Genomic DNA, 25,091 nt, shown 5'->3' with positions numbered 1-25,091 from the left:
TGATCACCGTCGGCGTCGCCGGGCCGGCGTTGGGGGTGGCAGGGTGGCCCGGTGACGACATCGCAGCCGGCCGTGCGGGTGGAACGCTCCGGCCCGGTCACCACCGTGTTCCTCTCGCGGCCGGCGCGGCGCAACGCCGTGGACGGCGCGACGGCCGAGGCGCTCGCGGCGGCCTTCCGCGCGTTCGACGCCGACGACACCGCCTTCGTCGCCGTGCTCCACGGCGAGGGCGGGGTGTTCTGCGCGGGCGCCGACCTGACCGCCGTGGGCACGGAGCGCGGCAACCGCGTCGCCCCCGACGGCGACGGGCCGATGGGCCCCACCCGGATTCGCCTGTCCAAACCGGTGGTGGCGGCGGTCGCCGGGCCGGCGGTCGCCGGCGGGCTGGAGCTCGCGCTGTGGTGCGACCTGCGCGTCGCCGACGAGACCGCGGTCTTCGGCGTCTTCTGCCGGCGTTGGGGCGTGCCGCTGATCGACGGCGGCACGGTGCGGCTGCCGCGCCTGATCGGCACCAGCCGGGCGATGGACATGATCCTCACCGGCCGGGCCGTCGACGCGGCCGAGGCTCTGGCGATGGGGCTGGCGAACCGGGTCGTCCCGGCGGGGGAGTCGCTGGCCGCGGCGCAGGCGCTGGCCGCCGAACTGGCAGCCCTCCCGCAGACCTGCCTGCGCCACGACCGGCTCTCGGTGCTGGAGCAGGAGGGCCTCGACAAGGACGCGGCGCTGCGGGCCGAGTTCGCGCACGGGCAGGTGTCGCTGGCCGCTGACGCGATGGCGGGCGCCGCCCGCTTCGCGGCGGGCGCGGGCCGCCACGGCGCGCCCTGACCAACCCGGGAACGGCCGGCCCAGGATACGGCCGGCTCAGCCCCGCAGGTGCGGGCGCAGGTCCGCCTCCGTGACGCCGTCGAGCCCGTCCCGCTCGATCCGCCGTGCCAGGTCGTCGGCGTAGGCGCGCAGCCCGGCGATGTCGACGCCAGCGGGGGCCGGTGCGGCCCACGAGCCGATGCGGTCACCGGCTCGCTCCAGCAGCGCAGCTGCGCCCCTGGCGTTGCCCCGCTGGGCGTGGGTCAACCCGACCGCGAGTTGGGCGAGGCCGCGCCACAGCTCCCGCTCGCCGTCCGGAGCGGCCTTCCAGGCCGCCTCCAGCACCTCGTGCGCGGGGAACGGGAGCCCGGCGTCGAGGAGGCGCTGCGCCTCGGTGACGGCCTCGTCGGGCGAGAGCGCGAGGTCCTCCGGCACACGCTCGACGCCTGCGGCCCCGCGCTGGAGCGGGCGGCCCGTGGCGTCGCGCGGCCGGGCGTTGCGGGCGCGGCCGGCCGGGTCCCTGTCGCGGGAGCGACGAGTGTCGTCACCGTCGCGGGAGCGACCGGGCTCGGCACCGTCGCGGGCGGGGGTGCTCATCACGTCCACGGTGCCACGCCGGCGCGGAGGGCGATACTCAGCCGGTGGATCAGCGCGCCCGGGCCGAGGCCCTGCTCACCGCCAGCCCTCTCCTCGACGGCCACAACGACCTGCCGTGGGCGTTGCGCCGCCTCGCGGGTCCCGAACCGGGAGCCGCCGTGGCGGGCACCGACCTCACGGCGGGGGTTCCCGCCCTGCAGACCGACCTGCCCCGGCTGCGGGCGGGACGGGTCGGCGCGCAGTTCTGGTCGGTGTACGTGCCGTGCTCGTTCACCGGAGCCGACGCGACGGCCGCCGTGCTGGAGCAGGTGGAGCTCGTGCACCGGCTCACCGAGCGTTACCCCGCCGACCTCGGCCTCGCCACCTCCGCGGACGAGGCCGAGGCCGCGTTCGCGAGCGGGCGGGTGGCGTCCCTGCTCGGGGCGGAGGGTGGGCACTGCATCGCGGGCTCGCTCGGTGTGCTGCAGGCGTTGCGCCGCCTCGGCGTCCGGTACCTGACACTCACCCACAACCTGAACACCGAGTGGGCCGACTCGGCCACCGACGAGCCCGTGCACGGCGGCCTGACCCCGTTCGGCCGGGACGTGGTGCGGGAGATGAACCGCATCGGCATGATCGTCGACCTCTCCCACGTCGCGCCCACGACCATGCGCGACGCCCTCGCCACCACCGCCGCCCCCGTGCTGTTCACGCACTCCTCCAGCCGCGCGGTGACCGACCACCCCCGCAACGTGCCCGACGAGGTCCTCGCGGCCCTCCCCGGGAATGGCGGCGTCTGCATGGTGGCGTTCGTGCCGCGGTTCGTCTCCACGGCGGTGACGGAATGGGACGGGCTGCTGCAGGACGCCATGACCGCGGCCGGCGTCGACCACCGCGACCTGCGTGCCCGCGAGGCGTTCGCCGCCACGTGGGACGGCCCGCCGTGCCCCCGCGCCACGCTCGCCGACGTGGTGGCGCACGTGGAGCACGCCCGCGAGGTGGCCGGCATCGACCACATCGGCATCGGCGGCGACTTCGACGGCACGGCCGACCTCCCCGTCGGGCTGGAGGACGTGTCGACCTACCCCGCCCTCTTCGCCGCGCTGCTGGAGCGGGGCTGGAGCGAGGACGACTGCGCCAAGCTCGCCGGCCGCAACGCGCTGCGGGTGCTGCGGGCGGTGGACGACGTGGCCACGGTCTGAGCCGTCAGGTCTTCGGGCCCACGACCTCGTCGAGCGCCGCGACGGCCTCCCGGCGGGCCACCGAGATCGTGTTCCACCGGGGGAAGCGGTGGGCGACACCCATCCGGTGCAGCGCGGCGCTGCAGAGCCCGAGGATGTCGGTGGACTCGTTGGAGAAGAAGTAGCGCGGGTACTCGTAGCGCCTGCGCTCGCCGCGGACCTCGTGTGTGGTCCAGTTGGTGATCCGGCAACCGTCGGAGTGGAAGAGGCCGCGCAGGAACGGGCCGGGGCGCGCGTCGACGATCTCCTGCTGCCACGGTTCGAGCACGATCGGGCGGGTGTGTTTCTTGCCGGGACCGTGTTGGGGGAACAGGCACGGCCAGTGCTTCCAGCGAGCGGTGACGATCGTGCAGCCCTGACGGCGCAGCAGACTGACGCTGTTGTGGGGCCGGATTGCTCGGACGGATCTCACACATTCGGTCATGACACCTGGCCAGTCGTCGGCGCACGCGATGCGCAGCAGCCAGACCTCGCGGGGCCCGCGGCTGATGGTGCCGTCGCCGAGGTACTGGCCGAGAAGGTAGGAGTAGGGGGCAGGCGGTATGGGGGGCCGATCGGCGGCGCAGCGCGGGCAGTCCGGGGACCGAACTGCAGCCGAGCCGTCGCGCCAGCATCGCAGGGCCGCGCGGCTCACGCCGGTCGAACGGCTGACCTCGGACAAGCTGCGTTTTCGCAGCAACTCCTCGATCGCCGCCCGCCGCACCTCCCCCGAGTACACGCCACGATGATGCCGAAGACCACCGACAATCCGTGCGCGAGAGGTGCCCCCGGTGGGATTCGAACCCACACTGGACGTTGTTTGAGAACGCTACCTCTGCCGGTTGGGTTACGGGGGCGGACCGCGCTGATCGTGCATAGCTTAGCGGCTCCCCATCACCGGGATCACAACCGGCCGAACCGGTCCTCCCGGTATTCTGAATCCTTCCGGTCCGAACTCCGGTGAAGGAGAGCAGCGCTGTGACCCAGCAGGTTTCGGAGCAGAACACAGCCGCGGACGAGGCCGAACCGGCCCTCGGTCTGCGCGTGCTCGTCGTGGAGGACGAGGCCCTCATCCGCCTCGACCTCACCGAGATGCTCACCGAGGAGGGCTACGTGATCGCCGGCGAGGCAGGCGACGGCGAGCAGGCCGTCGTGCTCGCGCGCGAGCTGCGGCCCGACCTCGTGATCATGGACGTCAAGATGCCCAAGGTCGACGGGATCGCCGCGGCCGCCTCGATCGTCGAGGAGCGGATCGCCCCGGTGGTCATGCTCACGGCGTTCAGCCAGCGCGACCTGATCGAGCAGGCCCGCGACGCGGGCGCGATGGCGTACCTGGTCAAGCCGTTCGCGCGCCACGAGCTGGTGCCCGCCATCGAACTCGCCGTCTCCCGGTTCGCGGAGAAGCGCGCGCTCGAGGACGAGGTCGCCACGCTGACCGAGCGCCTGGAGACGCGCAAGGTCGTCGACCGGGCCAAGGGTCTGCTCATGACGCGGCAGAACATGAGCGAGCCCGAGGCGTTCCGCTGGATCCAGCGCACCGCGATGGACCGCCGCACCACGATGAAGGCCGTGGCCGAGGCGGTCGTCGACGGTCTCGCGGCGCCCAAGTCCTGACGCTGTCCGACTCCGTTTCGTAGTTGTTCCGTAGTTGCGTACAGGTGACCGGCTGATCACGCTCCGCAGCCCGAGAGGTTGCGGTCCGGTAAAGGAGATCGGCCTGGTGGTGACTCGCTACCGGTCGGTCGCTAACGTCCGCTCCGCTCTCGGCAGGCGAGAGTGTTGGGCGTGATCGGGCAGCCCCGAGAGACGCAGTACGGAAGGACAAGAGCATGACTCGGAGGCGGACGATCGTCGTCGCGGCGATCCTCGCCGGAGCCCTAGGGCTCACGGCATGCGGGACCAACCGCCAGGAGGCACCCGCCGGTGGTGGCGCCGCCAGCACATGTGACACCAGCAAGGGCACGCTGATCGTCGGCATGATCGCGCCGCTCTCGGGTGGTCTCTCGGCCCTGGGCCTCGGCATGCGGAACTCCGCGCAGCTCGCGGTGGACCAGGCGAACGCGGCCTGCACGGTCCCCGGCTACGCGCTCCGCTTCCAGCCTGAAGACGACCAGGCCACCCCGCAGGTGGCGGGCCAGGCGGCCACGCTGCTCTCGTCCGACCCCAACGTCGTCGGTGTGGTCGGCACGCTGAACTCCTCGACGTCGCAGACGGTGCAGCCGATCCTCGCAGGGCGGGACATCGCCCAGATCTCGCCGGCGAACACCAACCCGTCGCTGACCCTCGGTCAGAACTTCGCCACCGCTCCGGCGCGGCCGTTCGCCAACTACTTCCGCGTCGCCACCACCGACCTGATCCAGGGCCCGTTCGCGGCGAACTACCTCGTGCAGCAGTCGGGTAAGCAGCGGATCGCCGTGATCGACGACGGCAAGACCTACGGCGCCGGCCTCGCCGACCAGTTCGCCCAGCAGGCCACCAAGCTGGGTGCGCAGGTCGTCGCCCGGGAGCGGGTGGGCGAGCGCGACACCGACTTCTCGGGTGTCATCACCACGATTCGCTCCCAGAACCCGGACGCGGTCTACTACGGCGGTGAGTACCCGGTGGCCGGTCCGCTGTCCGCCCAGCTGGCCGCCGCCGGTCTCAACATCCCGCTGATGGGTGGGGACGGCATCGTCGACGGGCAGTTCGTGGCTCTTGGCGGGCGTCCCGGTGACCTCGCCACCAACGTCGGCGCGCCGCCGGAGCTGCTGCCCAGCGCCACCCAGTTCATCGCGGACTACCGGGCGGCCGGGTTCGCCGAGGGTTACAGCGCCTACGGCGCACTGACCTACGACGCCGCCAACGTGATCATCAAGGGGCTGGCCACCGCACTTGCGGGTGGTGACTACTCCCAGGCCAAGCGGGCGGACATCGTCGCGGCGGTGCAGAACACGAAGCTCGAGGGCGCGAGCGGCCCTGTCGCCTTCGACCAGTACGGCGACACCACCAACCGAGTGCTGACGGTCTACTCCGTCGAGGGCGACAACTTCGCCCCGATCCAGGGTTCTACCGGCAGCTTCGCGGGCTGACGCCCCCCGATCGAGGCACGACAGCGCCGGGGGGCGGGGCGACACCCTGCCCCCCGGCGCACGTGGAAGGACCACCTGCTTGCTGTCCACGCTGTTGTCCCAGATCGTCAACGGCCTCGTGCTCGGCTCCTTGATCGGGCTGATCGCACTCGGCTACACGATGGTCTACGGCATCATCCAACTGATCAACTTCGCGCACGGCGAGATCTTCATGATCGGGTCGTACGGCGGGTTGGCGATGTTCACGTTCCTGCTGCCGACGTTCGTGCAGCAGCAGTGGTACTTCGCGCTGCCGCTGCTGCTCATCGGAGGCGCGGCGGTCTCCGTCGCGGTCGCCGTGGCGATGGAGCGTTTCGCCTACCGGCCGCTGCGGAACGCCCCGCGGCTCGCGCCGCTGATCACGGCGCTCGGCGTCTCGGTGGCCCTACAGGAGGCGGTCCGGGTGTTCTACCCGGGCGCCACGTCGGCGCTGCCGTTCCCCCGGATCTTCATCCAGGGCAGCTACATCGTCCCGATCGGGGACGGCGTGCCGATCCGCTACACGGGCGTCCTGATCATCGTCGTCTCGCTGGTGCTGGCCGTGGGGCTGCAGCAGTTCATCGAGCGCTCACGAATGGGTCGTGCGATGCGCGCGACCGCGCAGGACCGCGACATCGCGCGGCTGATGGGCATCAACCCGGACCGGGTCATCGTGCTGACCTTCGTGCTGGGTGGGGCGCTGGCCGGCGTCGCGGGGGTGCTCTACGGGGCCGACCTCGGCTTCATCAACATCGACATCGGTTTCCAGACCGGCATCTTCGCGTTCACCGCCGCCGTGCTGGGCGGGATCGGTAACATCCGCGGCGCGGTCGTCGGCGGGCTGGTGATCGGGCTGGTCAAGTCGCTCGGCGGGCAGTACCTGCCCGGTGGCACGGCCTACGACTACGTGTGGATCTTCGTGGTACTGATCGTGGTGCTGGTCTTCCGGCCGCAAGGCTTCTTCGGCGAGACGGAGAGGGTGCGGGCATGACCGCGACCACGGAGCGCAAGCCCAGGCACGCCGCGCCGCCCCGCGCCAGTCACGGGCTGGCCGCGGCGGCCGGGATCGCCACCCCCTTGCGCGTGGCGGGTGGCCTGCTGACGGTCGTCGGCGCCTACCTGCCGTGGGCGACGTTCGTGCTGAACCAGGGACCGTACCCGGCGCAGGCCACACTCGAGTTCTTCACAGTGCCGTTCGGGGTCGTCGAGTACCGGCTGCACCTGCTGCTCTTCGGCGTCGCCGCCGTCGTGCTGGCGCTCGCCCCCGTGCCGGCCAAGGGGCGGATCCTGCGCGCCATCGGCTGGGGTGTGGTGGCGGTCAGCGTCATCAACGGCATCTGGATCACCGCCGAGGGCGGCGGGCTCGGCGCCATCACCGCCTCCGACGGAGCCGTTGCGTTCGGTGCCGTCGTGGCCCTCATCGGTGGCGTGCTGCTGGTCGTCGGTGCCAACGCTCCAGGCCTCGACCCGGTGCCCAGCTGGAACTGGCGCTTCAGCTGGTGGCTGGAGTGGCTGGTCCTGCTCGTCGTGTACGCCCTGCTGCTGTTGCTGGTCGCGGCCGTGCTGACCAGCGGCGGGCAGGGCAGCGCCGCGAACGTCTACTCGGGCGCGGTGTTCGTGTCCTTCCTGGGGGCGGTCGGCGGCCTGCTCGGCGCGCTGCACGCTTCCGGCCTGCTGGGCTGGGTGGGAGCGCTCTCCGAGCGGCACCGCGTGTTCAGCGTCGTCGTGCTGCTGGCCTGTGCGCTGCTGCTGCCGTTGACCCAGGCGGGCACCGAGTACTGGATGACCGTGGCGGCCAACATCGGCGTGTACGCGGCCACGGCGATCGGGCTCAACATCGTCGTCGGGCTGGCCGGCCTGCTGGACCTCGGCTACGTCGCGTTCCTCGGGATCGGGGCCTTCGTCGCGGCGAACTTCTCCGGGGCAGCAGCCGCCCGGATCGGGATCGAACTGCCGTTCCCGCTGGTGATGGTGATCTCTGCCGTGGTGGCGGGCATCTTCGGAGCGATCGTCGGGTCGCCGACGCTGCGGGTGCGCGGTGACTACCTGGCGATCGTCACGCTCGCGTTCGGCGAGATCTTCGTGCGCACAGCGCAGAACAACATCGGTGGGCTCACGGGTGGCTCGAACGCGATCCCGGGCATCCCGCCGGTGTCGCTCTTCGGCAACGACTTCAACGACGCGCTGACGATCGGCGGGCTGGAGCTGCCGCCGGGCGTCCTCTACTACGTGCTGATCGTGCTCATCGTCGCCGCGGTGATGCTGGTCTTCGCGAACCTGAAGAACTCGCGGTTGGGCCGGGCGTGGATCGCGATCCGCGAGGACGAGGACGCCGCACGCGCGATGGGTGTGCGGACCGGCCCGATCAAGATCCTCGCGTTCCTCATCGGCGCGATGCTCGCGGGTCTAGCAGGCGCGTTCTTCGCCCACAAGACGGCCACGGTGTCGTACGAGAGCTTCCGGTTCCTGGAGTCGGTCACGCTGCTCGCGGCGGTGATCCTCGGCGGGATGGGGACGATCCCCGGGGCCGTGCTCGGGGCGTCGATCCTGTTCGTGCTGCCGGAGAAGCTGCGGGAGTTCTCCGACTACCGGCTCCTGCTGTTCGGCATCGCCCTGATCCTGATCATGCGGTTCCGGCCCCAGGGACTTGTTCCCGACGCCCACCGCCGGGCCGAGCTCGCGCCGGAGACCGCGGACGAACCACCGCCGCCGACATCGGTCCCGGCCGTGGCGGGTAGCGCTGAGAAGGCGGGGCAGGCATGAGCGAGCCGACCACCACCGGGGGTACCGGCGGGGCGGCCGTGGCGCGGCCGACGATCCTCGAGGCCTCCGGTGTCACGATGCAGTTCGGCGGGCTCACCGCGCTGAACGACGTGTCGTTCGGTCTGTCCGAGGGCGAGATCATCGGGCTGATCGGGCCGAACGGGGCCGGGAAGACCACCCTGTTCAACTGCCTGACCGGGCTGTACTCGCCCACGTCGGGCACGGTCGCGCTGCGCGGGACGCCACTGCCGCAGGACCCGGCACGGGTCACCGAGCAGGGGGTGGCCCGCACGTTCCAGAACATCCGCCTCTTCCCCAGCATGACGGCGGAGGAGAACGTGCTGGTGGGCCGGCACGTGCGGATGAAGCAGAACCCGCTCTCGTCGCTGCTGCACGGGCCGGGGTTCCGGCGCAGCGAGGCCGAGGCGGCCGAGCGCACGGAGAAGCTGCTGGCGTTCGTCGGGCTCACCCGGTTCTCCGACGAACTGGCGCGCAACCTGCCCTACGGCGACCAGCGCAGGCTGGAGATCGCGCGGGCGCTGGCCACCGACCCGTCGGTGCTCCTGCTCGACGAGCCGACGGCCGGGATGAACGCCCAGGAGACCGAGGCGACCCGGCAGCTGATCTTCGCGATCCGCGACCTCGGGATCTCCGTCGTCGTCATCGAGCACGACACGAAGTTCATCTTTACCCTGTGCGACCGGGTGCTCGTGCTGGTGCAGGGTGAGGTGCTCGTCGAGGGCACCCCCGACGAGGTGCGGGGCGACCCGCGGGTCGTCGAGGCCTACCTCGGCGCCCCACCGGAGGAGATCGAGGCCCAGGTCAACAGGGTCCAGGTACCCGGCGTCCAGGACAACGGGGCCCAGGACAACGGGGCCCAGGACAACGGGGCCCATGACAACGGGGCCGAGGACAACGGGACCCAGGACAACAGGGCCCAGGACAACCGGGCACAGCGCAACGGGGCACCGGCCGAGGGTGGGGAGCAGGCATGAGTTTCCTGGAGGTCCGCGACCTGACCGTCGCCTACGGGGCCATCCAGGCCGTGCGCGGTGTGACGTTCTCGGTCGAGCGCGGCCAGATCGTCAGCCTCATCGGCAGCAACGGCGCGGGCAAGACCACGACGCTGCGGACGATCTCCGGACTGCTGCGGCCGGTGACCGGGGAGGTGCTGCTCGACGGGGAGCCGCTCCACACGCTCCCCGCCCACGAGATCCTCGCCCGCGGTGTGGCCCACAGCCCGGAGGGCAGGCGGCTGTTCGCCCGCATGACGGTGGAGGAGAACCTGCGGCTGGGCGCCTACACGCGCAAGGACGAGCCGGGCATCGTGGCGGACCTGGAGCGGATCTACGCGCTGTTCCCGGTGCTCGGTGAGCGGCGGCGCAACAAGGCGGGCCTGTTCTCCGGCGGTGAGCAGCAGATGCTGGCTATCGGGCGGGCGCTCATGTCGCGGCCCAAGCTGCTGATGCTCGACGAGCCCTCGATGGGCCTCTCGCCGATCATGACGCAGAAGATCCTCTCGACGGTCCGGGAGCTGCAGGCCGAGGGCACCACGGTGCTGCTCGTGGAGCAGAACGCGCTCGCCGCGCTCGCCCTGTCCGACCACGCCTACGTGATCGACCTGGGGCGTACCACGCTGTCGGGCACCGGGGCCGAGCTGCTCGCCGACCCGCGCGTGCAGGAGGCCTACCTCGGCGAGGGTGTCGCGAGCTGACCGCCCGGCCCCGTCACGTCTTTCTCAGAGGCGCGTCTGGGGCTCGGTGTCGCGGTGCAGGCAGGTCAGCCTCGCGGTGCAGGTGCGCCTGCCCTCGGCGTCGGTGATGACGATCTCGGTCGTGGACGTGCTGCGTCCGATGTGGATCGGCCGGGCGACACCTGTGACCAGGCCCTCCGTGGCGGAGCGGTGATGGGTGCAGGACAGCTCGAGCCCGACGGGGAACCGCTCGGGCAGGGCGTGCAGTGCGGAGAGCGTGGACCCGAGGGTCTCGGCGAGCACGGCGCTGGCCCCGCCGTGGAGCAGGCCGAACGGCTGGCGGTTGCCGGTGACGGGGAGGGTTCCGATCACCTCGTCGAGGCTCAGCTTGAGCAACTCGATGCCCATCCGCTCGGGGAGCTGTTCGGGACGGTCGATGGCGGGGAGGTCGGCAGGGTTGATGGGCACGCCCGGCACCCTAAGACAGGCTCCGCGCCACGGCGGGCCGGGTCAGCGCCAGTCCATCTGCACTTTCGCGGCGTCGAGCAGCTCCCCGTAGCGCTGGGCGTGTGCCTCGGCCGCCGCGCGGACGGCCGGGGTGAGCGGCGCGAACTCCCGCGCCACCACGGTGAGGGTGCCGTCGCGCAGTTCGTGCTCCCAGACGCCCGCCACCTCCCCGTCCACCACGAGCACCGGCGAGATCCAGCCCGCCGTGCGGGACACCTCGGACCCGCGGCCGGGCGGGATGGCGTGGTCGCGGTGGGAGCGCGGACTGATCACCCAGGGGTCGAAGCCGCGTCACCTGCCGCCGCGTCACCTGCCGCCACGTCACCTGCCGCCACGTCACCTGCACCGGATGATCTCAGCACAGCGGTCCGACAGTCCATTACCTCGCGCGTAGTCGACGGCCGGCGCGGCGCTGCCCATGATCATGAGCATGTCCATCGCCGTCTCGGTCCTCCTGCTCGTCGCCGGTGTCGTCAACGGCCTTCCGGTGGCCGGCCTGGCCGGGGCCGCGGCGCTGCGCCGGCTCTACGGCGTCGAGGTCGCGGACCCGGACCTGCTCGTGCTGATGCGGCACCGGGCCGTGTTGCTTGGCCTGCTCGGCGCCGCGCTGATCGTGGCAGCCGTCGTGCCGCAGTGGCGCCTGCCCGCCGCCGTGGCGGGGCTTGTCAGCATGCTCGCGTTCGTCGGGCTGGCCGCTGTGGAGCCCGCGCGGGGGCGGGCGACGGTGACGACCATGCGGATCGACGCCGTGCTCGGCGCGGCCCTCGCCGTCGCGGTGGGGCTCGAACTGGCCGCGTGACGCGTGGCTCTAGGAGCGCCCTGAACAACTCGGCCTACTGCGCGACGCCCAGGCGGGCACCTCGCGGCGTTGGACGATCGGGCCGATACAACAGCGGTATCGGCCCGATCGTCCGCCTTGCGATGCACCCACCTGGACGCCGCTCGCTACGGGCGGAGTGGTTCAGGACCCTCCTAGGGCCGGTGGCACACGAAGATCGCGGTGCCCGGGAACAGCGCTCCGCGCAGCGGGGACCACTGCCCCCATACCGTCTCGCGGCCCTCCGGCCACTCCGGCTCGACGAGCCCGTCCAACACCAGGCCCGCCGCGACGATGTCGCGGATCCGGTCGCTGAGCGTGCGGTGGTGCTCGACGTAGGTGGCCCGGCCGTCGGCGTCCACCTCCACGTAGGGAGTGCGGTCGAAGTAGGACTGCCGGACGGTGAGCCCGTCGGGGCCGGGGTCGTCGGAGAACATCCAGCGCATGGGGTGGTTGACCGCGAAGACCCACCGCCCGCCGGGGCGCAGTACGCGCGCCACCTCGCGCATCACGCGCTCGGGCTCGGCCACGAACGGGACGGCCCCGAACGCCGAGCACGCGATGTCGAAGGACGCGTCGGCGAACGGCAGCCGTTCCGCGCCCGCCTGCACGAGCGGGACGCTGATGCCGGTGCCTGCGCCCAGCGCGGCGGCGTGCCGGAGCATCGCGCCGGAGAGGTCGAGGGCCACCGGATGCGCCCCCTGCGCGGCGAGCCACCGGGCGCACGGCGCCGACCCGCACCCCACCTCCAGGACGCGCCGGCCACGCACGTCGCCGAGGAGTCCGGCGTCGGCCTCGCGCAGGCCCTCCGGGCACCACACGAACTCGGACTCGCCGATGTCGCGGCCGTGTTCGGCCAGGTAGTCGTCGGCGTCGGCGTCCCACCACAGCCGGCTCGCGCGCTCCGACTCCGGTGCGCCCGCCGCCCGCCGGGCCACCCCGACGGTGCCGAGCCGTTCCTCTGCGCTCACATCTGCGCTCACATCAGGAATCTTCGCGGTATCGGTCATGTTGAAAGGTGGGCACCCGGATTGCTCTGCTGATCGGGTGCCGCGTAGCATGATGAAGGCGCTGTGGTCAACGTCGCGGGTACTGCGTCGCGCGCTTCGCCAGACCGCAGCTTGCAGCGTTCTTCATGATCCACAAGTTCTTTCACGAGCAAGGGTGACAGCACCACGTCACAAGACGTACCCACCTCAGAGCGCACCACAAATCCATCCACCACCGGAGCACCCCACTACATGTCCACCGACACCACCGCCGCCCCGACCACGCCACAGGTCGCAATCAACGACATCGGGTCGGAGGAGGACTTCCTCGCCGCCATCGACCAGACCATCAAGTATTTCAATGATGGCGACATCGTCGAGGGCACCATCGTCAAGGTCGACCGTGACGAGGTCCTGCTCGACATCGGCTACAAGACCGAGGGCGTCATCCCCTCGCGCGAGCTGTCCATCAAGCACGACGTGGACCCCGCCGAGGTTGTGTCGGTCGGTGAGTACGTCGAGGCCCTCGTCCTCCAGAAGGAGGACAAGGAAGGCCGGCTGATCCTCTCCAAGAAGCGCGCGCAGTACGAGCGCGCCTGGGGCACGATCGAGGCCCTCAAGGAGGCCGACGAGCCGGTCGAGGGCACGGTCATCGAGGTCGTCAAGGGCGGCCTGATCCTCGACATCGGGCTCCGGGGCTTCCTCCCCGCCTCGCTGGTCGAGATGCGCCGGGTCCGCGACCTGCAGCCCTACGTGGGCCGCAAGATCGAGGCCAAGATCATCGAGCTGGACAAGAACCGCAACAACGTGGTCCTGTCCCGCCGGGCGTGGCTGGAGCAGACCCAGTCCGAGGTGCGCAGCGAGTTCCTCAACCAGCTGGCCCGCGGCCAGGTGCGCAAGGGTGTCGTCTCCTCGGTCGTCAACTTCGGTGCGTTCGTCGACCTCGGCGGGGTCGACGGCCTGGTGCACGTCTCCGAGCTGTCCTGGAAGCACATCGACCACCCGAGCGAGGTCGTCGAGGTCGGCCAGGAGGTCACCGTCGAGGTCCTCGACGTCGACCTGGACCGCGAGCGCGTCTCCCTGTCGCTCAAGGCCACGCAGGAAGACCCGTGGCGCCTGTACGCCCGCACCCACGCGATCGGTCAGATCGTGCCGGGTAAGGTCACCAAGCTGGTCCCCTTCGGTGCGTTCGTCCGCGTCGAGGAGGGCATCGAGGGCCTGGTCCACATCTCCGAGCTGGCCGAGCGCCACGTGGAGATCCCGGAGCAGGTCGTCCAGGTGGGCGACGACGCCATGGTCAAGGTCATCGACATCGACCTCGACCGGCGCCGCATCTCGCTCTCGCTCAAGCAGGCCAACGAGGGTATGACGGTCGACACCGAGTTCGACCCCACCCGCTACGGCATGGCCGCCGAGTACGACGACCAGGGGAACTACATCTACCCCGAGGGCTTCGACGTCGACAGCGGCGACTGGCAGGAGGGCTTCGAGGCCCAGCGCGAGGCCTGGGAGAAGGAGTACGCGGAGGCGCACGCTCGCTACGAGCAGCACATCTCGCAGATCCGCAAGTCCGCAGAGGCGGAGGCCGAGGCGGCCGCCGACGGTGGCGGCACCAACTACTCCTCGCAGGGCACGGCCGCCCCGGCCGAGTCCGGTGGCTCCCTCGCCAGCGACGAGCAGCTCGCCGCGCTGCGGGAGAAGCTGTCCGGCGGCGCCTGAGCCGGTAGCAGAAGCACGCACGGGACGGCCCCGGCGACCCACACGGTCGCCGGGGCCGTCCCCGTTCCGGGGTCGCCGGTTCGAGTGCGGTGTGCGACGATCCGGGCGCGTCGGGTGATCGACTTGCTTTTTGCCACTACCGTGGAGGCATGCGCGGGGTCGACGGGGGACGAACAACCCTGCGCGCCGCGGTGGCCGGCACTCTGGTCGTGCTGACCGCGCTCCTCGCCCTCCTCGCCCTCCTCACCGGGTGCTCGTCGGGCCCGGAACCGACCGCCGTGCCCACCTTCCCAGGCCCCGGGCAGCAGGAGGGCGGCTCGACGACCGGGCCGGGGAGCGCGGACGGCGCGATACCCGACGACTGCACCCGCGTCCTCGCAGGCGACGAGCTCGAGGCGGTACTGGGGCTGCCGCTCGGCTCGGTCCGGGTGCGCACAATCCTCGGGGTTGCGGAGCCCTCGGTCCGCCGCACCGAGCGCACGTCGTGCGACTACACCAGCGGGCCGGGCCGAGGCGTTGCGCTGCTCGACATCAACGTCTCCGGCTTCGTCGACGACGCCGCTGCCGCCGCGCAGTGGCACATCAACTCCGCCGCCGAGTCGGGCGAGCGGCGGGAGGTGCCGCTCGGGAGCGCCTCGGCGGTGCTGGTCGAGCGCCGCGGCGAGTCGGTGTTGCTGGTCGCCCACGCCGCCTCCAACGTGACCCTCGTGCTGCCCGAGCAGCCGCTCCCGGGCGGCCGCAGCCCCGGCGAGGTGCTCGTCGACATCGCGCTCCGGGTGCTGCCCTCGGTGTCGGCGACGCCCGCGTCCGCTCCGCGGGCCGGCCCGGCGAGCGCGGCGGAGCCGCAGGTTGCGAGGGGAGTCTCCTGAGGTGCCGGAATACGCCGTGCCGGGCGGTCGGACCGGCCGCGTAGCGTGACCTCCGTGCTGCGGATTGGGCTGACTGGGGGAATCGGTTCGGGCAAGACGACGGTCGCGCGCCGGCTCGTCGAACGGGGAGCGTTGCTCGTCGACTCCGACGTGCTCGCCCGGGAGGCGGTGGCGCTGGGCACCGACGGCCTCACGGAGATCGTGGACACGTTCGGCGACGGCGTGCTCGACGCCGACGGGGCCCTCGACCGCGCCGCGCTCGCGGGCGTCGTGTTCGGCGACGCCGAGGCGCGCGGCAAGCTCAACGCCATCGTGCACCCCCGGGTCCGGCGGCGCTCCGACGAGCTGATCGCCGCGGCCCCGGCCGATGCGGTGGTGGTGCAGGACGTGCCGCTGCTCGTCGAGGGCGGGATGGCGCCGTACTTCCCGCTGGTCGTGGTGGTGCACGCCGACGCGGAGGAACGCGTGCGGCGGCTCGTCGAGCAGCGCGGGATGCCGGAGACCGACGCGCGCGCCCGGATCGCGGCGCAGGCCGGAGACGGTGCGCGGCGGGCCGCCGCCGACGTCTGGCTCGACAACGCCGGCTCGCCGGGCGACCTCGAGGCGACCGTTGACGAGTTGTGGGAACGCAGGCTCGTGCCGTTCGAGGCGAACCTGCGCGAGCGCCGCGCCGTCAAGGGTGGCCCGCCGCGGCTCGCCGACCCGAACACGCAGTGGAGTGCCGACGGGGTGCGCCTGGCCGCCCGCGTGGCGGCTGCCGCCGGGTTCCGGGGGCGCGGCGTCGAACACATCGGGTCAACGTCGGTCCCCGACCTCCCGGCGAAGGACGTGATCGACCTGCAGCTCGGCGTCGAGTCGCTGGCTGACGCCGACGCGATCCGCGACGCGCTGCAGGACGCCGGCTTCCCCTGGCGCGCCGACATCGACCACGACAACCCCAAGCCGCCGGGGTCAGCGCCCTGGCCCAAGCGCTACCACGGCACGGCCGACCCCGGCCGCCCGGTGCACCTGCACGTCAGGGAAGTCGGTTCACCCGGATGGCGGTATGCGCTGCTCTTTCGGGACTGGCTGCGGGCCGTCCCGGAGGCCCGGGAGGAGTACCTCGCGGTGAAGCGGAAGGCCGAGTCGCTCTACGGCGACGACCCCGACGCGGCCCGGTACGTCGAGGTGAAGGAGCCGTGGTTCGACGAAGCACTGCCCCGGGCCGACGCATGGGCCGCATCCTTCGCGTGGTCACCGTCGTTGCACTGAACGGAGCAACTCGACGGTAACGGAGCGCAGTAATTCCACGATGGAGGTGGAGGCGATCCACGATCGAGTGAGGGACGAACAGGCCGCGGATCAGGGGGGCGAACGGGTGGGCGCACCGGTCGACGAGCGCGAGGACGCCGACGACGTTCTCGCCGACGTCCCGGGCCGCGAGGTATCCGATCGTCTGCTTGTGGCACAGCCGGAGTTCCGCGAGGAGGCCGGCGACCCGGCCTCGGCGGGAACACAGGTCGTGCAGGAGCCGCGGCGGTCGGCGGCCGACACAGTCGGGCTGCGTGCCGACTTCGGTGCCCACCTCGAGGCCAACTACCAGCGCCTCGTCGCCCAGCTCTATGCGATCACACTCGATCCAGGTGAGGCCCACGACGTCGTGCAGGACGCCTACTCGCGTGCATGGCGCAACTGGAGCACGATCGGGCGCTCGCCCGACCCCAGCGCCTGGGTGCGCCGGGTCGCCGTCCGGTCCACGGTGCGGAGCTGGCCCCGCACGCTCGCTCGCATCGGCATCGGCCGCCCGCGCGGCGTCGGACATGGTGTCGACGAGCGCACCCGCGCGATGCTCGCCGCCCTCGGCCGGCTGTCGCCGGGGGAGCGCCGGGCCGTGGTGCTGTTCCACATGGCCGGGGCGTCGATGCAGGAGATCGCCGCTCTCGAGCGGGCCTCCGTCGGCACCGTGCAGGCGCGCCTGGCGCGCGCCCGGCACGTCGTCACCGAGGGCATGGCCGACGTGCTGCCCGCAGTGCTCGGCGAGGCGATCGGCGGCGGCTACGAGTCGGGCGAGGGCTCCGGTTACGGACCCGACCACGACCCCGGTGCCTACGTCGACGGGTACGGCACCGGCGGGTACAGCACTGGCGGGTATTCCGTCGACCGGTACGGGACCGGGGGATACGCCACAGGGGGAAATCCCACGGGGGGATACGCCGACGGCTACGGCTACGAGCCGGGCGCCGGTGACAACGAGGGGGAGCGCCGATGACGGCGACGGATGGGTTCAGCGGTTTCGGCCGGGTCACGGACGAGTTCCGCAGGCTCGACGACGAACTGGCCGCGGCGGTCACCCTGCCCGCGGTCGACGCGGTGATACGCCGGGCCGGCACGCTCAACCGCGCCAGCACCGCCGCCGCGGCCGCGGTGCTCACCGTGGGCGCGCTCGGCGCCACCACAGCGATCGCGCAGGTCACGATGCCGGTCGCCACCGCCGAGGCTGCGGGCACCACCATCGCGCCAGGTGCTGCGCAGACCGGAACGATCTCGGACCCGTCGGTCCCCGCGGCGGCCGCGCCCGTCGCAGGTGCAGCCGCCCCGGCTCCCGCGGGCGCCCAGGACGCCGGGGGCGCGCCGGTGCAGCAGGGCCCCGCTCCGGTGGGTCCGCCGCCACCGCCCGGAGCACCTCCCGCGGCTCCGCCGCCAGTCGTTCCGCCGCCCACCACGACAGCGCCGCCGACTTCGATCAACGAGGCCCCGCCGGAGCCGACAACGACCCGGCCCCGTCCAACCACGACCCGGCCGCCGACATCACGGCCGACCACGCCGCGGCCACCTGTGACGACGACCCAGCAGCCGGAGCCGGACCCCACCACCCGGCCGACGCCGGACCCGGACCCCACCACGACGAGCGCGTCCGCCCCGACCTCGTCCTCGGGCGGGACGTCTCCGGCCACGGAGAGCCCGGTCACCTGATCGGGCGTGGTCAGGCGCTCCCAGCGGGGCGCTCCTTCCACGTGAGCGCGATGCCCATGCCGGCGAGCCAGGCGTCCAGGTCGTGCCCGTGCGACGCCAGGCCGTCCACCGCGCGGTACGCGGTGTGCATCGCCTGCTCGGCCGCGGCGGGCGGGAGCAGCCCAGCCGCGACGGCTGCCACGAACTCGTCGACGTCGATCACGCGCGCGCCGCGCCGGTTCTGCACGACGATGTCGAGGTAGTGGTCGGTGAGCACCCACCGGCCGCCGTCGCGCACGATCTCGCAGACGTCGAGGTAGAAGTCCTGGTGGCGGACATGGCCGGGGTTCCACCACCAGTCGGTGACACACAGCCCCAGCTCGGGGAGCAGCCACGACTCCACCCAGTACGCGGTCGGCCGGTTCACCATCGCGCGGCTCATGTAGAGGCCGAACGGCGTCTCGCGGTACTCGTCCACCTCGCGGACGGTGCCCTTGGTGTCGATGTTGACGCGGCCGGGGACGTCGAAGGTCACGATCTTCGGCGGGTGCACCGGCCCGATCCTGGCAGAACCCGGCGGGTGCGCACGGTGTGAAGTCGTCGGTGCGAACTTGTCGGTGGGGGCTCGTACCCTGGAGTACGTGGCATTCGCGACAGAGGTTCCCGGCAGCGCCGCGATGCAGGACGTGCCGGTTGCGCACTCGGAGTTCCGCCCGGTCGGGGAGATCCCCCGCACCGGAGGGCGCTTCGAGGTGGTCAGCGAGTTCAAGCCGGCGGGCGACCAGCCGGCCGCGATCGAGGAGCTGGAGAAGCGCATCCGGGCCGGTGAGCCGGACGTCGTGCTGCTCGGCGCCACGGGCACCGGCAAGTCGGCCACCACTGCGTGGCTCATCGAGCGGGTGCAGCGGCCCACGCTCGTGATGGCGCCGAACAAGACCCTTGCGGCGCAGCTGGCCAACGAGCTGCGCGAGATGCTGCCCAACAACGCCGTCGAGTACTTCGTCTCGTACTACGACTACTACCAGCCAGAGGCGTACATCGCGCAGACCGACACCTACATCGAGAAGGACTCCTCGATCAACGAGGATGTCGAGCGGCTGCGCCACTCCGCCACGATGAACCTGCTGTCCCGGCGCGACGTCGTCGTGGTCGCGTCCGTGTCCTGCATCTACGGCCTCGGCACGCCGCAGTCCTACCTCGACCGGTCGGTCAAGCTGAAGGTCGGCGGCAGCGTCGAGCGCGACACGCTGCTGCGGGCGCTCGTCGACGTGCAGTACACCCGCAACGACCTGGCGTTCAACCGAGGCACCTTCCGCGTCCGCGGCGACACGGTGGAGATCATCCCGGCCTACGAGGAGCTCGCCGTCCGCATCGAGTTCTTCGGCGACGAGATCGAGGCGCTGTACTACCTGCACCCGCTCACCGGCGACGTCATCAGGCAGGTCGACGAGGTCCGCATCTTCCCGGCCACCCACTACGTCGCGGGGCCGGAGCGGATGGAACGGGCCGTGCGCGCCATCGAGGAGGAGTTGGAGGAGCGGCTCGCCGAGCTGGAGCGGCAGGGCAAGATGCTCGAGGCCCAGCGGCTGCGGATGCGCACCCAGTACGACGTCGAGATGATCCGGCAGGTCGGCTTCTGCTCGGGCATCGAGAACTACTCGCGCCACATCGACGGCCGTGGCCCCGGCTCCGCGCCCGCCACGCTCATCGACTACTTCCCCGACGACTTCCTGCTCGTCATCGACGAGTCGCACCAGACGGTCCCGCAGATCGGCGGGATGTACGAGGGCGACATGTCGCGCAAGCGCAACCTCGTCGAGTTCGGGTTCCGCCTCCCGTCCGCTGTCGACAACCGGCCGCTGACCTGGGAGGAGTTCGCCGACCGCATCGGCCAGACGGTCTACCTCTCGGCCACCCCCGGTCCGTACGAGCTCTCCCGCACGGGCGGCGAGTTCGTGGAGCAGGTCATCCGGCCAACCGGGCTGGTCGACCCGAAGGTCGTGGTCAAGCCGACCAAGGGCCAGATCGACGATCTCGTGCACGAGATCAGGGAGCGCACCGAGCGCGACGAGCGGGTGCTGGTCACCACGCTCACGAAGAAGATGGCCGAGGACCTCACCGACTACCTGCTGGAGCTGGGCATCCGCGTGCGGTACCTGCACTCGGAGGTCGACACACTCCGGCGGGTGGAGCTGCTGCGGCAGCTGCGGCTCGGCGAGTTCGACGTGCTCGTCGGCATCAACCTGCTGCGTGAGGGCCTCGACCTGCCAGAGGTCTCGCTGGTGGCGATCCTCGACGCCGACAAGGAGGGCTTCCTGCGGTCGGGCACGTCGCTGATCCAGACGATCGGGCGCGCGGCGCGCAACGTGTCCGGCGAGGTGCACATGTACGCCGACAAGGTCACCGACTCGATGCAGTTCGCCATCGACGAGACCGACCGCCGCCGGGCCAAGCAGGTCGCCTACAACGAGGCGCACGGCCTCGACCCGCAGCCGCTGCGCAAGAAGATCGCCGACATCCTCGACCAGGTGTACCGGGAGGCCGAGGAGGTCCCGGTGGGCGGCTCGGGCCGCAACCAGTCCCGGGGCAAGCGCGCGGCGGGCGAGCCCGGCCGGGCGCCGGCCGCTGCCAGCTCCGGGGTGATCACCGGACGCGACACCGCCAACATGCCGCGGGCCGAGCTGGCCGACCTCGTGCAGCAGCTGTCCGACCAGATGCTCGCAGCCGCCCGCGACCTGCAGTTCGAGCTGGCCGCCCGGCTGCGCGACGAGATCGCCGACCTGAAGAAGGAACTGCGCGGCATGGACGCCGCCGGCGTGCGCTGACCGCGACAGGCGAGGCGTCGCGGGCGGTCAGTCCGCGGGGCGGCGCAGGGGTGGCCTGCGCCCCCACGTGGCCCAGCGCCAGAGCCACTCGAGCGGCCCCTGAGTGCACCGGCGCAGCCACAGCGTCGACCACAGCCACTGGGCGGTGAGGATGGCCGCGGCGATCCCCATCACCGTCGCCGCGGACCAACTCTCCGCTTGCCCGTCGATGCGGGCGACCGCGAGCACGAGGAGCGTGGCCGTCAGATAGTTGGTCAGCGCCATCCGCCCCAGCGGGGCGAACACGGCCTGCAGCACCGGGCGCAGCGGTGTCCTGAGCAGCACCAGCAGCACGCAGATGTACAGGCCCGCGAGCAGGAGCCCGGCCGCGGCCATGGAGCGGCCGAAATGCGGGTTGCCCGGGTCGGTGCGCGACCCGATCTGCCACCAGAGCGCCGGCGCCGCCGCGGCGGCGAACACCAGGCCGAGTGCGGCGGGGACGCGGGTGGACCGCTCGATGCGGTCGACCACGCCGTAGCGCACCAGCGCCGATCCCAGCAGGAACAGCCCGGGCACCAGGGAGGGGCCGCCCTGGCCGATGACGAGTGCCGCCGCGAGGAGCATGGCAGCGAGTCCGGCCACGACGCAGCGCGGCAGCCACGTCGAGGGCAGCAGCACCAGGAGCCCGACCAGGGCGTAGATGGTGAGGATGTCCCCGAACCACAGCAGGAGCATGTGCGCCAGCCCGAGCGCGAGGAGCACCAGGAGCCGGCGCAGCAGGAGCAGCCGAGGGCGGGCGACACGATGCGCTGCGGAGTCCAGCAGCAGCGCGAAGCCGATGCCGAACAGCAGCGAGAAGATCGGGAAGAAGCGCTGGTCGAGCAGCAGCGAGAGCCACCCGAACCCGTCCAGCGGAGCGCCCGGGGAACGGGGCTCGAAGCCGCCGGAGTAGGCGATCGGCCCGACGTTCACCAGCAGGATCCCGCACAGCGCGAAGCCGCGCAGCACATCGAGCGCCGCGATGCGGGGCCGGGTGGCGGCCGGCGGCGGAGCCGCCCCGGTTTGGGTGGTGCGGGAAGCGGGCACCGGCGCAGTGTGGTGTCGTCCCGGTGCCTCGCGGATCGGTCGAAAGGCCGATCCGGCCCATCACGACCTCGACCAGAAGACCGAGGCGCCGCGCCCGCAGGGGTGGGCACCGGGCGGAGCCGGGGCCGGGTTACCGTGAAGGATGATCCGAGCGGCGGAGGAGAGGGCACCAGCGTGACGGTTGTCGGCGCGTCGGCTGCGCGCACGCCCGTCGAACAACGGCTACTCGGCCTGCTCCGCTCGCCCCGTCGGGTGCTGCTGGTGACGGGCCCGCTGCTGGTGCTTGTGCTCGCCGGGCTCGTCGTCCACACCGGTGGCCGGCACATCGACCTCGAGGTCTACCGGTTCGGCGTGCAGGCGTGGCTGGCCGGTGGGGACATGTACGGCCCGCTGCCCGAGACCTCCGGCCACATCGCGCTCCCGTTCATCTACCCGCCGTTCGCCGCAATGGTGATGGTGCCGATCGCGGTGGTGCCGTGGCTGGTGGCGTGGGTGGCGGTGCTGCTGCTCTCGACGCTCGCTCTGGGCGCCACCCTGTTCGCCGTCGCGCGGAGGCTGTGGCCGTCCGGTGGCCGGGGCGGCGCGCTGTCGGTGGCCTCCATCGCGCTGCCGCTCGCGATGGCCGTCGAGCCGGGTCAGCCGATCAACTTCGACGTGCCGGCGGACGGCCACGCGCTCGGCCTGGAGCCAGTGCTGCAGACCATCGAGTTCGGTCAGATCAACCTCGTGCTCATGGCGCTGGTGGCGCTCGACTGCCTCGTGTCACGCCCGAGGTGGCCCCGGGGGATGCTCGTCGGGATCGCCGCGGCGATCAAGTTGACGCCGGCCGCGTTCGTGCTGTTCTTCCTGCTGCGCAGGGACTACCGGTCGGCGGCGGTCGCCGCGGTGACCGGGGCCGTCGCCACGCTCATCGGTTTCGCCGTCGCGCCGTCGGCGTCACTCGCGTTCTGGTCCGACCCGGCGGGAGGGGTCAGCGGCTCGCCCTTCTTCACCAACCAGACCTTCGAGGCCGTGCTGGTCCGGGCCGGGGTCGATGGCCCGGCGCGGACGATCGGCTGGCTGCTCCTGTCCGTCGGGCTGCTCGCGCTCGCCGCACCTGCGATCCGGCGGGCCCCGGCACCGGTGGCGCTGGCGGCGACCGCGGGCGTCGCGCTGCTCGTCTCGCCCACCTCGTGGTCGCACCACTGGGTCTGGGTGGCACCCGCGCTCCTGGTGATGGCCGGCACGGCGTGGCAACGGAAGTCCTGGGCCTGGGCGGGCGTCACACTCGCCACGGCCACCGTGTTCGTGGCCGCCCCGCACCAGTACGTGCAGCCGCGCGCGGGCGACCAGGAGCTGACCTGGACCCCGCTGCAGCAGGTCATCGGCAGCACCTACGTCTGGTTCACGGCGCTGCTGTTCGTGTTGCTGTGGGCGGCATGGCGGTCGCGGCCGGCCGAGGAGCCGGCGGCAACGCCACAGTGACCCACCACGAGCTCGTCGCCTACTGCATGGCCAAGCCGGGGGCGACACCCGATGAGCCCTGGGAGGGCGACCTCGTGGCGAAGGTGGGCGGGAAGATCTTCGCCTTCCTCGGGGGTGGCGGGTTCGGCGTCAAATGCGGGCGCGACGCCGAGGAGTCCGCCGAGCTGCGCCACCGCTACCCCGACCACGCATCCGTGATGGCCTATATCGGCCGGCACGGGTGGAACGCGGTGGTCGTCGACGGCACGATCCCGGGAGAGGAGCTGCGCGAGCTCGTCGACGATTCGTACGCAGCGGTCGTCGCGAAGCTCCCGAAGCGGCTGCGCCCCCTTCCGAGCTGAAGTCAGCTGATCGGTTCGGCAGACTGCTGCGCATGGCGATTCCCCTCCAGATCACCGTGGACGCCCGCGATCCGAGGAGGCTCGCCGCGTTCTGGGCGGTCGCTCTCGGTTACGTCTTGCAACCGCCGCAGCCCGGCTACCTGATCAGGACGGGGAACAGCGCCGAAGCGTACGAGCAGTACACCGCGATCATCGACCCCACCGGCGCAGGCCCGCGGTTGCTGTTCCAGCGGGTCCCGGAGCCGAAGACGATCAAGAACCGCGTGCACCTCGACGTGAACGCGGGGCACGGCGCGGGCGACCGGCAGGCCGCGGTCCGCCGGCACGTCGCCCACCTGAAGGCGGCAGGCGCCACCGTGCTGCACGAGCGGAACGAGCCGACCGGATGGTGGATCGTGATGGCGGACCCCGAAGGCAACGAATTCTGCCTGCAGTAACCGCGGCGGAGTCACTCGGCCGTCAGTGCTGCCGCCTCGGCGCGCAGCGCCTCCAGCACCGCCGATACCGCGGGGCGCTCCGCCACGCTGGTGCGCAGCACCGCTTCCACCAGGCGGGCCGCGCGCACCCCGGCGATCGGCTTGCGCACGGTCCGCCCGCCCCGGTCGTGGGTGGAGTAGCGGGGGAGCAGCGCGATGCCGTGCCCGGCGGCGACCAGCTCGGCGGTCACCGAGAAGTCGTTGAACCGCTGCACGACCCGCGGTGTGTGGCCGGTGCGGACGGCGATCGTGCGGAGCACGTCGTCGACGGGCCACCCGACCTCGACGCTGATCCACGCCTCGTCCGCCAGCTCGTCCAGCCGCAACCGGGGACGGTCGGCAAGCGGGTGGCCAGGCGGGAGCACGACGTCCAGCGGTTCGCGCAGCAGCGGCACGACGAGCCAGCGTTCGGTGGCGGGTGGCGGGCCAGTCTCGTCGCGGTGGCTGACCACGATGTCGAAGTCGGCGGTGAGGGCCGGGACGTCAGCTGGTGTGAGATCCACGTCGCGGCAGTGCAGGCCGACTTCCGGCAGGGCGTCGAGCCTGCGCAGGAGCCCGGGCAGGATCATCCGGGCGCCGGAGGGGAACAGCGCCATGCGGACGAGCCCGCGCGGGGTGGTGCGCAGCCGCTCGACGGTGGCCTCGGCGCGGGCGAGCGCGGTGAGGACGGCCTCCGCCTCGGCCACCAGCGCGTGCCCGGCGTCGGTGAGCCGCAGCCCCCGCCCTGCCGGCTCGGTGAGCGGCACCCCGACCTCCCGCGACAGCGCCTTGAGCTGCTGCGAAACCGCGGACGGCGTGAACGACAGCGCGGCGGCGACCGCGGTGACCGAGCCGCGGTCGGCGAGCTCCCGCAGCACCCGGAGCCGTTGCACGTCCATGTAGCGATTCTAAAGAGATCCTTCAGATCTATTCGCTGGTCTTCGTGGTCGACGCAGCGGAAAGTGAG

25 protein-coding genes, 1 tRNA gene and 1 pseudogene are annotated in these 25,091 nt (G+C 71.9%); 18 read left to right on the top strand and 9 right to left on the bottom strand.

The window, feature by feature from the left end; translation table 11 throughout:
- Positions 1-51 precede the first annotated feature (51 nt).
- The gene (locus ABD143_RS13190) at positions 52-825 is read left to right on the top strand and encodes a crotonase/enoyl-CoA hydratase family protein (RefSeq protein WP_343976395.1); all 774 of its coding nucleotides are present in this window, start codon (positions 52-54) and stop codon (positions 823-825) included.
- A gap of 36 nt (positions 826-861) precedes the next feature.
- Here the strand turns inward: ABD143_RS13190 and ABD143_RS13185 are convergent, their stop codons facing one another.
- Positions 862-1,401 (bottom strand): DUF309 domain-containing protein, encoded by a 540-nt coding sequence (locus ABD143_RS13185; RefSeq protein WP_343976392.1) that lies wholly within the window; start codon positions 1,399-1,401, stop codon positions 862-864.
- A 44-nt stretch (positions 1,402-1,445) separates the two neighbouring features.
- On the opposite strand from ABD143_RS13185, the gene ABD143_RS13180 reads away from it, so the two are divergent.
- Positions 1,446-2,582 (top strand): dipeptidase, encoded by a 1,137-nt coding sequence (locus tag ABD143_RS13180; protein ID WP_343976389.1) that lies wholly within the window; start codon positions 1,446-1,448, stop codon positions 2,580-2,582.
- 4 nt (positions 2,583-2,586) lie between these two features.
- Here the strand turns inward: ABD143_RS13180 and ABD143_RS13175 are convergent, their stop codons facing one another.
- Both ABD143_RS13175 and ABD143_RS13170 read right to left on the bottom strand, forming a co-directional pair.
- Positions 2,587-3,339: a hypothetical protein gene (locus tag ABD143_RS13175; protein ID WP_343976386.1), complete on the bottom strand. Its 753-nt coding sequence runs from the start codon at positions 3,337-3,339 to the stop codon at positions 2,587-2,589.
- Positions 3,340-3,383: 44 nt separating this feature from the next.
- A tRNA-Leu gene (locus ABD143_RS13170) sits at positions 3,384-3,457 on the bottom strand.
- 121 nt (positions 3,458-3,578) lie between these two features.
- Here ABD143_RS13170 and ABD143_RS13165 point away from each other — a divergent pair.
- From ABD143_RS13165 to ABD143_RS13140, 6 genes are all read left to right on the top strand, one after another.
- Entirely contained in the window at positions 3,579-4,214 is a 636-nt protein-coding gene (locus tag ABD143_RS13165; RefSeq protein ID WP_379659736.1) for an ANTAR domain-containing response regulator, read from the top strand.
- A gap of 215 nt (positions 4,215-4,429) precedes the next feature.
- Complete coding sequence (locus ABD143_RS13160; protein ID WP_343976383.1) at positions 4,430-5,668, top strand: branched-chain amino acid ABC transporter substrate-binding protein; 1,239 nt, start codon at positions 4,430-4,432, stop codon at positions 5,666-5,668.
- Positions 5,669-5,747: 79 nt separating this feature from the next.
- On the top strand, positions 5,748-6,677 hold the full coding sequence (locus tag ABD143_RS13155; RefSeq protein WP_343976380.1) for a branched-chain amino acid ABC transporter permease: 930 nt from the start codon (positions 5,748-5,750) through the stop codon (positions 6,675-6,677).
- Entirely contained in the window at positions 6,674-8,449 is a 1,776-nt protein-coding gene (locus ABD143_RS13150) for a branched-chain amino acid ABC transporter permease (protein WP_343976377.1), read from the top strand. Before ABD143_RS13155 ends, ABD143_RS13150 begins: the two co-directional genes overlap by 4 nt.
- Positions 8,446-9,444 carry an ABC transporter ATP-binding protein gene (locus ABD143_RS13145; RefSeq protein ID WP_343976374.1) on the top strand — a complete coding sequence of 333 codons (999 nt, stop codon included), beginning with the start codon at positions 8,446-8,448 and terminating at the stop codon, positions 9,442-9,444. The genes ABD143_RS13150 and ABD143_RS13145 overlap by 4 nt, the downstream gene beginning before the upstream one ends.
- Positions 9,441-10,163, top strand: a complete 723-nt coding sequence (locus tag ABD143_RS13140) for an ABC transporter ATP-binding protein (protein WP_343976371.1) — start codon at positions 9,441-9,443, stop codon at positions 10,161-10,163. Before ABD143_RS13145 ends, ABD143_RS13140 begins: the two co-directional genes overlap by 4 nt.
- Positions 10,164-10,187: 24 nt before the next feature.
- On the opposite strand, the gene ABD143_RS13135 is transcribed toward ABD143_RS13140, so the two are convergent.
- Both ABD143_RS13135 and ABD143_RS13130 read right to left on the bottom strand, forming a co-directional pair.
- Complete coding sequence (locus ABD143_RS13135) at positions 10,188-10,610, bottom strand: PaaI family thioesterase (RefSeq protein ID WP_343976368.1); 423 nt, start codon at positions 10,608-10,610, stop codon at positions 10,188-10,190.
- A 42-nt stretch (positions 10,611-10,652) separates the two neighbouring features.
- Positions 10,653-10,925, bottom strand: a pseudogene (locus ABD143_RS13130) (DNA glycosylase AlkZ-like family protein); the annotation flags it as partial.
- Positions 10,926-11,079: 154 nt separating this feature from the next.
- Between ABD143_RS13130 and ABD143_RS13125 the strand changes: the two are divergent.
- Positions 11,080-11,448, top strand: coding sequence for a hypothetical protein (locus tag ABD143_RS13125; RefSeq protein WP_343976365.1), 369 nt, complete (start codon positions 11,080-11,082; stop codon positions 11,446-11,448).
- Between the two features lie 173 nt (positions 11,449-11,621).
- Here the strand turns inward: ABD143_RS13125 and ABD143_RS13120 are convergent, their stop codons facing one another.
- Positions 11,622-12,476 (bottom strand): class I SAM-dependent methyltransferase, encoded by an 855-nt coding sequence (locus ABD143_RS13120; protein WP_343976362.1) that lies wholly within the window; start codon positions 12,474-12,476, stop codon positions 11,622-11,624.
- A gap of 231 nt (positions 12,477-12,707) precedes the next feature.
- Between ABD143_RS13120 and rpsA the strand changes: the two genes are divergently transcribed.
- The 5 genes from rpsA (at position 12,708) to ABD143_RS13095 (ending at position 17,995) form a co-directional block, all read left to right on the top strand.
- Entirely contained in the window at positions 12,708-14,174 is a 1,467-nt protein-coding gene (rpsA, locus tag ABD143_RS13115; protein ID WP_343976359.1) for a 30S ribosomal protein S1, read from the top strand.
- Between the two features lie 149 nt (positions 14,175-14,323).
- Positions 14,324-15,043: a hypothetical protein gene (locus ABD143_RS13110; RefSeq protein ID WP_343976356.1), complete on the top strand. Its 720-nt coding sequence runs from the start codon at positions 14,324-14,326 to the stop codon at positions 15,041-15,043.
- A 54-nt stretch (positions 15,044-15,097) separates the two neighbouring features.
- Complete coding sequence (coaE, locus tag ABD143_RS13105; protein ID WP_343976353.1) at positions 15,098-16,294, top strand: dephospho-CoA kinase; 1,197 nt, start codon at positions 15,098-15,100, stop codon at positions 16,292-16,294.
- A gap of 106 nt (positions 16,295-16,400) precedes the next feature.
- On the top strand, positions 16,401-17,291 hold the full coding sequence (locus ABD143_RS13100; protein ID WP_343976350.1) for an RNA polymerase sigma factor: 891 nt from the start codon (positions 16,401-16,403) through the stop codon (positions 17,289-17,291).
- On the top strand, positions 17,288-17,995 hold the full coding sequence (locus ABD143_RS13095; RefSeq protein ID WP_343976347.1) for a hypothetical protein: 708 nt from the start codon (positions 17,288-17,290) through the stop codon (positions 17,993-17,995). The genes ABD143_RS13100 and ABD143_RS13095 overlap by 4 nt, the downstream gene beginning before the upstream one ends.
- Before the next feature lie 10 nt (positions 17,996-18,005).
- Here the strand turns inward: ABD143_RS13095 and ABD143_RS13090 are convergent, their stop codons facing one another.
- A complete protein-coding gene (locus ABD143_RS13090; protein WP_343977403.1) occupies positions 18,006-18,536 on the bottom strand; it encodes a ribonuclease FAU-1 family protein in 531 nt (176 codons plus the stop codon).
- A 79-nt stretch (positions 18,537-18,615) separates the two neighbouring features.
- Here ABD143_RS13090 and uvrB point away from each other — a divergent pair, with 79 nt between their 5' ends.
- Positions 18,616-20,799, top strand: coding sequence for an excinuclease ABC subunit UvrB (gene uvrB / locus ABD143_RS13085; protein ID WP_379659735.1), 2,184 nt, complete (start codon positions 18,616-18,618; stop codon positions 20,797-20,799).
- 27 nt (positions 20,800-20,826) lie between these two features.
- On the opposite strand, the gene ABD143_RS13080 is transcribed toward uvrB, so the two are convergent.
- The gene (locus ABD143_RS13080; RefSeq protein ID WP_343976341.1) at positions 20,827-21,864 is read right to left on the bottom strand and encodes a DUF418 domain-containing protein; all 1,038 of its coding nucleotides are present in this window, start codon (positions 21,862-21,864) and stop codon (positions 20,827-20,829) included.
- A gap of 174 nt (positions 21,865-22,038) precedes the next feature.
- Here ABD143_RS13080 and ABD143_RS13075 point away from each other — a divergent pair, with 174 nt between their 5' ends.
- The 3 genes from ABD143_RS13075 to ABD143_RS13065 are packed head-to-tail and all read left to right on the top strand — an operon-like array spanning position 22,039 to position 24,106.
- Complete coding sequence (locus ABD143_RS13075; RefSeq protein WP_343976338.1) at positions 22,039-23,328, top strand: glycosyltransferase 87 family protein; 1,290 nt, start codon at positions 22,039-22,041, stop codon at positions 23,326-23,328.
- Positions 23,283-23,669 carry an MmcQ/YjbR family DNA-binding protein gene (locus ABD143_RS13070; protein ID WP_343976336.1) on the top strand — a complete coding sequence of 129 codons (387 nt, stop codon included), beginning with the start codon at positions 23,283-23,285 and terminating at the stop codon, positions 23,667-23,669. The genes ABD143_RS13075 and ABD143_RS13070 overlap by 46 nt, the downstream gene beginning before the upstream one ends.
- Before the next feature lie 32 nt (positions 23,670-23,701).
- Positions 23,702-24,106, top strand: coding sequence for a VOC family protein (locus tag ABD143_RS13065; protein WP_343976333.1), 405 nt, complete (start codon positions 23,702-23,704; stop codon positions 24,104-24,106).
- Positions 24,107-24,117: 11 nt separating this feature from the next.
- Here ABD143_RS13065 and ABD143_RS13060 read toward each other — a convergent pair whose 3' ends face one another.
- Entirely contained in the window at positions 24,118-25,023 is a 906-nt protein-coding gene (locus tag ABD143_RS13060) for a LysR family transcriptional regulator (protein WP_343976330.1), read from the bottom strand.
- Between the last annotated feature and the right edge of the window lie 68 nt (positions 25,024-25,091).

It is taken from the genome of Pseudonocardia aurantiaca, assembly GCF_039526725.1.
Lineage (GTDB): Bacteria > Actinomycetota > Actinomycetes > Mycobacteriales > Pseudonocardiaceae > Pseudonocardia > Pseudonocardia aurantiaca.
The sequence above is the reverse complement of the archived record's forward strand: the minus strand, read 5'-3'. Positions and strand labels throughout refer to the sequence as shown.

Coding starts and splice junctions, on each gene's coding strand:
- ABD143_RS13160 (WP_343976383.1), top strand. CDS start 4,430: ATGACTCGGAGGCGGACGATCGTCGTCGCGGCGATCCTCGCCGGAGCC.
- ABD143_RS13065 (WP_343976333.1), top strand. CDS start 23,702: ATGGCGATTCCCCTCCAGATCACCGTGGACGCCCGCGATCCGAGGAGG.
- ABD143_RS13145 (WP_343976374.1), top strand. CDS start 8,446: ATGAGCGAGCCGACCACCACCGGGGGTACCGGCGGGGCGGCCGTGGCG.
- ABD143_RS13125 (WP_343976365.1), top strand. CDS start 11,080: ATGTCCATCGCCGTCTCGGTCCTCCTGCTCGTCGCCGGTGTCGTCAAC.
- ABD143_RS13120 (WP_343976362.1), bottom strand. CDS start 12,476: ATGACCGATACCGCGAAGATTCCTGATGTGAGCGCAGATGTGAGCGCA.
- ABD143_RS13110 (WP_343976356.1), top strand. CDS start 14,324: ATGCGCGGGGTCGACGGGGGACGAACAACCCTGCGCGCCGCGGTGGCC.
- ABD143_RS13140 (WP_343976371.1), top strand. CDS start 9,441: ATGAGTTTCCTGGAGGTCCGCGACCTGACCGTCGCCTACGGGGCCATC.
- ABD143_RS13185 (WP_343976392.1), bottom strand. CDS start 1,401: ATGAGCACCCCCGCCCGCGACGGTGCCGAGCCCGGTCGCTCCCGCGAC.
- ABD143_RS13150 (WP_343976377.1), top strand. CDS start 6,674: ATGACCGCGACCACGGAGCGCAAGCCCAGGCACGCCGCGCCGCCCCGC.
- ABD143_RS13095 (WP_343976347.1), top strand. CDS start 17,288: ATGACGGCGACGGATGGGTTCAGCGGTTTCGGCCGGGTCACGGACGAG.
- ABD143_RS13070 (WP_343976336.1), top strand. CDS start 23,283: ATGGCGGTCGCGGCCGGCCGAGGAGCCGGCGGCAACGCCACAGTGACC.
- rpsA (WP_343976359.1), top strand. CDS start 12,708: ATGTCCACCGACACCACCGCCGCCCCGACCACGCCACAGGTCGCAATC.
- ABD143_RS13060 (WP_343976330.1), bottom strand. CDS start 25,023: ATGGACGTGCAACGGCTCCGGGTGCTGCGGGAGCTCGCCGACCGCGGC.